6 protein-coding genes are annotated in these 7159 nt (G+C 61.7%); all 6 read right to left on the reverse strand.

Annotated features, from left to right (window positions below):
- Window positions 1–94: 94 nt before the first annotated feature.
- The gene (locus RAZWK3B_RS19335; protein ID WP_007818193.1) at window positions 95–1543 is read right to left on the reverse strand and encodes a D-alanyl-D-alanine carboxypeptidase family protein; all 1449 of its coding nucleotides are present in this window, start codon (window positions 1541–1543) and stop codon (window positions 95–97) included.
- 284 nt (window positions 1544–1827) lie between these two features.
- Window positions 1828–2820, reverse strand: a complete 993-nt coding sequence (locus tag RAZWK3B_RS19340; RefSeq protein WP_007818194.1) for an ABC transporter substrate-binding protein — start codon at window positions 2818–2820, stop codon at window positions 1828–1830.
- Between the two features lie 38 nt (window positions 2821–2858).
- Window positions 2859–3704: an ABC transporter permease gene (locus RAZWK3B_RS19345; RefSeq protein WP_007818196.1), complete on the reverse strand. Its 846-nt coding sequence runs from the start codon at window positions 3702–3704 to the stop codon at window positions 2859–2861.
- Window positions 3704–4579 (reverse strand): ABC transporter permease, encoded by an 876-nt coding sequence (locus tag RAZWK3B_RS19350; protein ID WP_007818198.1) that lies wholly within the window; start codon window positions 4577–4579, stop codon window positions 3704–3706. The genes RAZWK3B_RS19345 and RAZWK3B_RS19350 overlap by 1 nt, the downstream gene beginning before the upstream one ends.
- A gap of 198 nt (window positions 4580–4777) precedes the next feature.
- Window positions 4778–5608: an ABC transporter ATP-binding protein gene (locus RAZWK3B_RS19355; RefSeq protein ID WP_007818200.1), complete on the reverse strand. Its 831-nt coding sequence runs from the start codon at window positions 5606–5608 to the stop codon at window positions 4778–4780.
- A 51-nt stretch (window positions 5609–5659) separates the two neighbouring features.
- The gene (gene hydA, locus RAZWK3B_RS19360; RefSeq protein WP_007818201.1) at window positions 5660–7123 is read right to left on the reverse strand and encodes a dihydropyrimidinase; all 1464 of its coding nucleotides are present in this window, start codon (window positions 7121–7123) and stop codon (window positions 5660–5662) included.
- Window positions 7124–7159 lie beyond the last annotated feature (36 nt).

The following is a 7159-nucleotide window of genomic DNA, read 5'->3' on the forward strand; positions in this document are numbered from 1 at the left end:
GCGCGGCTTCTTCTGGCCGGAAATATCCCGGGGGAGGCGGTGAAATCCTTCAGGATTTCAACGTCGGGGGCAGAGCCCCCGGCGACATCTGCCCTCAGGCGCCGCCGCCCGGTTGGATCATGAAACAGGTGACCTGTTTTGCGGCGAGACGGCGACAGGCAAGATCCGCGGTTTCGCGCGAGAGGCCCATGAAATTCGCGTCGAATCCGGTGGGGCGCCGCACGACTTTGCGCAGGCTGCCATCCAGCGTGCTCATCTCGTTGAGCGCCGTCTGCAGAAGGACCTTTTGCGCTTCATACTGACTTTGATAGCGCCCGATATTGATGCCCCAGTTGCGCCCGCCCGAAGTCGACACCCGGGTTACCACCTCCTGAATGGGATCCGCGGCAGGCTCGGATGTCCGGGTCAGGACCAGATCTGCGGGTCGCGGCTCGGGGTTGATCTTCGGGAGCGGGGGCGTCGCTGATCCTTTGGCGATTTTCGGCTCTTCAACGGGCAGGCGGGTTTCTTGCGCCGCCATGATCGCCTGTTCGATATCTTCCTTCGAGGCAAGGACGACCGGCGCCGGTTCGACCGATGGGCGCATCTGCGGGCGCAGGCTGCGCTTGACTGCCGCGGCCGTGGCCAGCCGCACCGTCTTGCCGAAGGCCCCGTCTGGCGCACTATCCTGCATCCGGCCCGCATAGGCAGGGCGGCGCGGTTTGTGGAGGGCCACACGGCTTGGCGCCTTGCGGAAGCCGAGGTCCAGAAGCTCGGCGACCTTGGCGTTGCGAGAGGCGGTGGAATTGCCGCCGAACACTGTTGCGATGATGCGCTCGCCGCCGCGCTCGGCACTTGCGACGAGGTTGAAGCCGGCCGCGCGGGTATAGCCCGTCTTGATGCCGTCGGCACCACGGTAGCTGTTCAGCAGCGCCCTGTTCGTGTGATAGACCTTGCGCACGCCTGCATCTGCAGTGATCCGCGAGAACAGGTTGTAATACTCTGGATAGTCGTAGAACACGTGCCGCCCGAGGATCGTCATGTCCCGAGCGGTGGACAGATGCCCGCTTTCCGTCAGGCCATGGGCATTCTTGAAGGTCGTGCGGGTCATCCCCATCGCCTTGGCAGTGCGGTTCATCCGGCGCGCGAAGCGGGCCTCAGAGCCCTCGATCGCCTCGGCAAGAGCGGTGGCGGCGTCATTCGCGGATTTGATCGCCGCCGCGCGGATCAGGTGGCGCAGGCGGATCTTCTGGCCGGCCCGCAGCCCCAGCTTGCTCGGCGGTTCGCTGGCCGCGTGCTGCGAGATCGTGACCATCGTATCCAGCCCGATCTCTCCGTTTTCGACGGCCTCGAACACAACGTAAAGCGTCATCATCTTTGTCAGGGAGGCGGGGTGCAGCCTTGTATCCGCATTGTGCGCGTGCAGGACTTCGCCGGATCGCGCGTCCATGACCATCGCGGCATAGGGGGCGGCGATCGCACTCAGGGGTACGACCACAAGCATCCAGATCGTCGCAAATGCTATCACACTCCAGCGGGTGCGCTGGCTGCTCCAAAGTTTCATGGAACTACTCTTTTTCTGCCTCTCGCGCCGCCGGTTATCCGACTGGCCTTTTATATATTATCTAAAACTGTAGCATGGACGCGGACTCCTGAAAAGTCCTTATTTCAAAGGGATTTTTGCATCAAGCCGTCAACATCTTGGGGGTGCGTTGCCGCTTGTCGCAAGACCGGCGATTGAGGCAAGAATGTGGCGGCCGGTTTTCTGCGGTCAGCGTGCCCGAGGCCCGAGGCTGAACCGGGGCGCGCTTGCGCCCCGGCCGATCATGCAATTCAAAGACGCGGGTCTCAGTTCAAAGCCTTGTCGGTGATCGAATGGGTCCATGCGGCGTCCCCGGGATGCTCGGTGATCACCGGTGCCGATCCGCCCGACAGCAGCGACTGGACCGTGCGTTCGAAATCCGCCGGGTCAAGCGCGCCATTCGATCCGGCGGTCAGATTGGCCACTTCCTTCATCATTCGGATCTGGTGTTCTTCGGTCTGGGCGCCGGTCGCGTCATTGTCCAGCACGATCATCGCGGCCTCTTCGGGGTTCTCTTCGGCCCATTTCCAGCCCTTCATCGATGCGCGCACGAAGCGCACCAGCTTGTCCACCTCGGCAGGGTCCTGCAGCTTGTCTTCCATGACATAGAGCCCGTCCTCGAGGGTGGCGACGCCCTGATCCTCGTATTTGAACGTGATCAGTTCTTCCGGTGTGATGCCGGCGTCGATGACCTGCCAGTACTCGTTATAGGTCATGGTCGAGATGCAATCGGCCTGCCCCTGAAGCAGCGGATCGACATTGAACCCCTGCTTGAGCACCGTCACCCCGTCATCGCCGCCTTCGGTCGGAATGCCAAGCTGGCTCATCCAGCTGAGAAAGGGAAACTCGTTGCCGAAGAACCAGACGCCCAAGGTCCGGCCCGGGAAATCCTCGGGCCCGGTGACGCCGGTGCTTTTCAGGCAGGTGAGCATCATGCCCGAGCTTTTGAACGGCTGGGCGATACTGACCAGCGGAAGGCCCTTTTCGCGTGCCGAGAGCGCCGCGGGCATCCATTCCACGGTCACATCGGCGCCGCCTCCGGCGATCACCTGCGTTGGCGCGATGTCTGGGCCGCCCGGCTTGATCGTGACGTTCAGGTTCTCTTCCTCGTAGAAGCCCTGATCCTGCGCCACGTAATAGCCCGCGAATTGCGCCTGCGTTACCCATTTGAGCTGCAGGGTCAGGTCATCGGCGGCCTGCGCCATGCCCGCCCAAAGGCTTGCGGCCCCGAGGGCCAATGTGGTTGCAACTGTCTTCATGTCTTTTCTCCCGTGTTGAAATCGGTTTCTCGTTATTGTCATGTCCTGCCTCTTTGGGACGGATGCCAGAAGGTCATCGCCTTCTCCAGCAGCGCGATCCCTCCATAGAAGGCCGACCCGGCCATCGCTGCCACCGCGATTTCTGCCCAGACCAGATCCAGCGCCAGTTGCCCGACTGATGTCGAGATGCGGAAGCCCATTCCCTTGATGGGCGAGCCGAAGAACTCTGCCACGATCGCCCCGATCAGCGCCAGGGTCGATCCGATCTTGAGGCCGTTGAAGATGAACGGCATCGCGGCCGGCAACCGCAGTTTCAGAAGCGTCATCCAGTAACCTGCCGCATAGGTGCGCATCAGATCACGCTGCATGGCGTTGGTGTCCTGCAAACCCTGCACGGTGTTCACCAGCATCGGGAAGAACACCATGACCACCACGACCGCGGCTTTGGATTGCCAGTCGAAACCGAACCACATGACCAGAATCGGGGCCATACCGATGATCGGCAGGGCCGCCACGAAATTGCCCACCGGCAGCAAGCCGCGTTGCAGAAACGGGAAGCGGTCGATCGCCACCGCGATGAGAAAGGCGGCGCCGCATCCGATGACATATCCGGTCAGCGCGCCCTTGATGACGGTCTGGACGAAATCCTCCCAAAGGATGTCGGTTTTCGCGGCGAAGGTGACCGCGATCTGGCTTGGCGGGGGCAGAAGTATGGGTGAGATCTCCAGCCCATGCACCACCGCTTCCCAGATCACGAGGATCGTGACGCCGAAGATGACCGGAACCGCCAGACGGGTGAGCCGGGTCTTCGGCCTATGCGCCAGCACATGGTTGAGCCACCAGCCCCCGGCCCAGACGCCAAGCGCGAAAACAAGCCAGCCCATCACGCCATCCCCATCCGCTTGAGAATGATGCGCTGAAGAACGCCGATCAAACCCACCAGGATCGCCGCGAGCGTGGCGGCCATGATGAGCGCGCTCCAGATCTGGATGGTCTGCCCGTAATAGCTACCGGCCAGCAGTCGCGCACCCAGGCCGGCCACAGCACCGGTCGGCAACTCGCCCACGATCGCACCCACAAGGCTCGCTGCCATGCCGATCTTGAGCGAGGCGAACAGATACGGCATGGACGACGGCAGCCGCAGCCGCCAGAATGTCTGCGCCGGCGTGGCGCTCCAGGTGCGCATCTGATCAAGCTGCATGGGCGCGGGGCTGCGCAATCCCTTGACCATGCCGACGACCACCGGGAAAAAGCTCAGATACATCGAGATCATCGCCTTTGGCAGCAAACCCGAGATGCCAACCGCATTCAGCACCACGATGATCATCGGCGCGATGGCGAGAATCGGGATCGTCTGCGACGCGATCACCCATGGCATCACGCTCATATCCATCGTCCGGTTGTAGACGATACCGATCGCCAGCGCGATGCCCAGACCCGTCCCCAGCACAAACCCGAGCGCGGTCGCACTGAAGGTGACCCAGCTGTGATAGATAAGGGAGCGCTTGGAAAAACCGCGCCCGTTCAACACCATGTCGCCTGTCGTCTTCCAAATCTCGGCGCCGACCTGATGCGGCGCCGGCAGTTTCGGCTTGTCCTGGCTCCAGGTGTCGCTCACCAGATCGGTAAAGTTCAGTTCGATGCCTGCGCGTTCGGCCTTGTTGTAGGCCCAAGGTGCATTCAACCAGACCGCCGCCGCGTACCAGATCACCAACAGGGTGCAAACCACGGTCAGGATGGGCACGGCATTCCGCATCATACCGTCCCTGGTTTCACCGTTCCAAAAATACTCGAGGCACGCGCTGAATTTCGGGCGTCGCAGATGAGTATTTTAAGAACGATGAAAGGATTGTGTGGTGTTCTATGCCCGCCGTACAGGCTGGAGAGCCGATGACCGTGAACGGTGAAAGTCCCTCGCCCGATCAAACGGGCGGGGGCATTTCGCGAATTGAGGGCCTCAAATCGCATCGCCATACCCCGCGCGCAGCCCGTCTCGAACACGATGGGCGATTTCGATGAAGTCGGGTGTGTCCCGGATATCCAGCGGCCTTTCACGGGGCAGGGGGCTTTCGATGACATCCGTGATCCGGCCCGGGCGGGGACTCATCACAACGATTTTCGTGCTCAGATAGACAGCCTCCGGGATCGAATGGGTGACAAAGCAGATCGTCTTGTCGGTTCTGTCCCACAAGCTCAGAAGCTGTTCATTCAGATGGTCGCGCACGATTTCATCCAGCGCGCCGAAAGGTTCGTCCATAAGCAAAATGTCCGCATCGAAGGCGAGCGCGCGCGCGATGGACGCCCGTTGCTGCATGCCACCCGAGAGCTGCCACGGGAATTTCTTTTCGAAGCCGGCCAGATCGACCAGTTCGAGCACGCGGGTCACGCGCTGATCCTGTTCCGCCTTGGCATATCCCATGATTTCCAGAGGCATCCGGATATTGCCCCCGATCGTTCGCCAGGGATAGAGGCCCGCCGCCTGGAACACATACCCGTAAGCCCGCGATTTGCGCGCCTCTTCCGGGCTCACCCCGTTGACGGTGATGGTGCCGCCCGTGGGGTGCTCCAGATCCGCCATGCAGCGCAGAAACGTGGTCTTGCCGCAGCCCGACGGCCCGATGAAGCTGACGAAATCCCCTTTCCTGACATTCAGGGTCACGTCCTTGAGCGCATGAACCGGGCCATCATTGGTCTGGAAGGTCAGCGACAGATCCTTTGCGCTGATCACTGTCTCGTCTGTCAATCCAAGTCCCCCGATTGCACCGGTCGTATTGCGCCGTGCTGGCATGTCGTTGTCAATGGGCCGCCTCCGCCAGTGGCAAGAGGCGGCATGATTTTCCTAGATACCTGCCGGAATATTCATCGGATCGCGCTTGATCTGTTTGGGCGCCGTCAACTCTTTCCAGCGGCTCAGCGCCTGATGCGCCGACGGGAACGCGGGACGCGGCACGAAGCGGCCACGCCCGGGCTGTGGCTGGCTGTTCTGACCCCAGGCCCAGATCACCTCGCCGCGGCTGATCGTGTACCGGGCCTGCGCGCTGACCTCGAACCCCTCGAAGACGTTGTAATCCAGGATCGAATGATGGTTGGCGGCGCTGATCGTCTTGCTGATTTTCGGATCCCACACCACGATATCGGCATCCGCGCCTTCCACCAGCGCGCCCTTCTTGGGATAGATGTTGAGAATCTTCGCCACGTTGGTCGAGGTGGCGGCGACGAATTCGTTCGGTGTCAGGCGACCGGTCTCGACCCCATGGGTCCACAGAACGGCCATCCTTTCTTCCACCCCGTTCGAGCCATTGGGGATCTTGGTGAAATCGCCCACCCCCATGCGCTTTTGCGCGCTCGAGAAGGCGGCGTGATCGGTCGCAACGACCTGCAGGCTGCCGGCCTGAAGCCCGGCCCACAGCCCGTCCTGGTGCTCTTTCGAACGGAAGGGCGGGCTCATCACGCGGCGCGCGGCGTGGTCCCAGTCGGTGTTGAAATACGCGCTTTCGTCCAGTGTCAGGAACTGGATCAGCGGTTCGCCATAGACGCGCATGCCCTTCTGGCGCGCCCGCCGGATCGCCTCATGTGCCTGCTCGCAGCTGACATGCACGATATAGAGCGGCACTCCAGCGGCATCGGCGATCATGATCGCGCGGTTCGCGGCCTCGCCTTCCACCTCGGGCGGGCGAGAATAGGCGTGGCCCTCGGGGCCTGTAATCCCACGCTCCAGCATCTGTTGCTGCAGATCGGCCACGATATCGCCGTTCTCGGCATGGACCATCGGCAGCGCGCCCAGCTCCTTGCAGCGCTTGAACGAGGCGAACATTTCGTCATCCTCGATCATCAAGGCCCCCTTGTAGGCCATGAAATGCTTGAACGAGTTGACCCCCATATCGACGGCATCCTTCATCTCGTCGAAGATCTGCTCGTTCCAGCCGGTGATCGCCATGTGATACCCGATATCGCTGCAGATCTGCGGCGCCGACTTGCGGTGCCATTCGGTGATCGCATTCTTGATCGAGCCATCCGCACCGGGCAGGCAGAAATCAACCAGCATCGTCGTGCCCCCGCAGGCCGCAGCCCAGGTGCCGGTCTCGAAGGTCTCGGCCGCCGTCGTCCCCATGAAGGGCATTTCCAGATGGGTATGCGGATCGATGCCACCCGGGATCACATAGGCGCCTTCGGCATCGATATACTCATCCCCCTTCAGATCTTCGCCGATCCTCGAGATCGTCTCGCCCTCGATCAGCACATCCGCCTTCCAGGTGCGATCCGCTGTGCAAACCGTGCCGTTCTTGATCACTTTGGTGGTCATGTCCTATCTCCCTGTTTCTTCTGGCCCGAAATATCC

Source organism: Roseobacter sp. AzwK-3b, from assembly GCF_000170875.1.
Taxonomy (GTDB): domain Bacteria; phylum Pseudomonadota; class Alphaproteobacteria; order Rhodobacterales; family Rhodobacteraceae; genus Roseovarius; species Roseovarius litoreus.

Coding starts and splice junctions, on each gene's coding strand:
- RAZWK3B_RS19335 (WP_007818193.1), bottom strand. CDS start 1,543: ATGAAACTTTGGAGCAGCCAGCGCACCCGCTGGAGTGTGATAGCATTT.
- RAZWK3B_RS19340 (WP_007818194.1), bottom strand. CDS start 2,820: ATGAAGACAGTTGCAACCACATTGGCCCTCGGGGCCGCAAGCCTTTGG.
- RAZWK3B_RS19345 (WP_007818196.1), bottom strand. CDS start 3,704: ATGGGCTGGCTTGTTTTCGCGCTTGGCGTCTGGGCCGGGGGCTGGTGG.
- RAZWK3B_RS19350 (WP_007818198.1), bottom strand. CDS start 4,579: ATGATGCGGAATGCCGTGCCCATCCTGACCGTGGTTTGCACCCTGTTG.
- RAZWK3B_RS19355 (WP_007818200.1), bottom strand. CDS start 5,608: ATGCCAGCACGGCGCAATACGACCGGTGCAATCGGGGGACTTGGATTG.
- hydA (WP_007818201.1), bottom strand. CDS start 7,123: ATGACCACCAAAGTGATCAAGAACGGCACGGTTTGCACAGCGGATCGC.